Source organism: Amycolatopsis sp. NPDC059027 (genome assembly GCF_042739735.1).
In the GTDB taxonomy this organism is placed as follows: Bacteria; Actinomycetota; Actinomycetes; order Mycobacteriales; family Pseudonocardiaceae; genus Amycolatopsis.
Genome location: NZ_JBHYIK010000020.1, coordinates 68,739 through 70,139 on the forward strand (window position 1 = coordinate 68,739; position 1,401 = coordinate 70,139).

2 protein-coding genes are annotated in these 1,401 nt (G+C 69.5%); one reads left to right on the forward strand and one right to left on the reverse strand.

The window, feature by feature from the left end:
• Positions 1-210, reverse strand: a 210-nt coding sequence (locus tag ACFWY9_RS16105; protein ID WP_378339168.1) for a hypothetical protein, incomplete at its 3' end; no start/stop codon positions are given.
• Here ACFWY9_RS16105 and ACFWY9_RS16110 point away from each other — a divergent pair.
• Positions 197-1,297 carry an acetate/propionate family kinase gene (locus tag ACFWY9_RS16110; RefSeq protein ID WP_378328307.1) on the forward strand — a complete coding sequence of 367 codons (1,101 nt, stop codon included), beginning with the start codon at positions 197-199 and terminating at the stop codon, positions 1,295-1,297. The two genes, ACFWY9_RS16105 and ACFWY9_RS16110, sit on opposite strands and share 14 nt — an antisense overlap.
• The last annotated feature ends 104 nt before the right edge of the window (positions 1,298-1,401 follow it).

Consider the following 1,401-nt stretch of genomic DNA (forward strand, 5'->3'; position numbering starts at 1 on the left):
TACACACACAACCAGGCTAACCGAGATGGTTTTTTGTTTCGTGGGATCGTAGAGTTTTATAAGAGACAGCTTGTCAGTACTGTGCCGATCATTACCAATTCGACCATAGTCACGGTCGAATGACTTCCCAGCAACGGTTACGTGCCACGGGGGGCGGCCTACTTTTGGCCGGATTGGTAAGCCGAAGGAGATCACGATGCGTGTGCTCACCCTCAATCCCGGTTCGTCGAGTCTCAAAGCCGCGTTGGTCGTCGACGGGACGGCGGTGGGCCGGTCGGCCTGGGAGACCAAAGAGTCCATAGTGGACGAAAAGATGATCGCCGACGCGGTCGGGCGGGGGCGGGAGGTCGAAGCGGTCGCGGTGCGATTCGTGCACGGAGGTTCCCGTGGCGAACCCGTACTGGTGGACGACGAGCTGCTCGACGCGCTGGAGCGGCTCGGCCGGTTGGCCCCGCTGCACCAGCCGCAGTCGGTGGCCCTCGCCCGTGCGGTGCGGCGGGCGTGCCCGGCTCTTCCCGTGGTCGCCTGCTTCGACACGTCCTTCCACGTCGGCTTGCCGGCGGCCGCTGCGCACTATCCGCTGGCGAGGGAGTGGACCCGGCAGGGGCGGCTGCGGCGTTACGGTTTCCATGGCTTGTCTTGCCGGTACGTCGCGCGGCGCGCCGCCGAGATGCTGGGACTCGATCCCGCCGCCGCGCGGCTGGTGTGCTGTCATCTCGGGGCGGGGGTCTCGGTGACCGCGATCGACGGCGGCCGGAGCGTCGACACGAGCATGGGGTTCACGCCACTGGAGGGCCCGCCGATGGCGACCAGGTCCGGGTCGATCGATCCCGGGCTGCTGCTGCACGTCATGGAGACGGCGTCGATGTCGCCCGCCGGGATGGTCGACGCGCTGTACCGGCGGTCGGGGCTGGCCGGGATGAGCGGGACCAGCGGGGATCTGCGCGAGGTACAGGCCGCGGCGGCGGAGGGTGAGGCCGATGCGGTGCTCGCGCTTGAGGTCTACCTGCATCGGTTGCGCCGGGAGATAGGCGGAGTGGCGATGAGTCTGCCGGGGCTGGACGCGATCGTGTTCACCGGCGGCGTGGCGGAGCATCAGCCGGACTTGGTCGCGACACTGGCCGAGGGCTTGGGACTACTGGGTATCGAGGCCGACAGGGTCCGATGCGCCGCGGACGGTGACCGGGTCGTCAGCCCGGACGGTGCCGCGGTGGCCGCGCTGGTCCTGCGGGCCCGGGAGGAGCTGGAACTCGCCAGGGGAGCCGAGCAGGTGCTGGCGCCGGTGCGGGCGGGCTGACACGGCGATGGCGGCGGCGGCCGGGGGCGGCCCCCCAGCGGGGGGGGCGGGCGACCGTGCCAGGGTATTTGGGGGACAAAAGGCAACTAGGGCCCGGGGGGGGC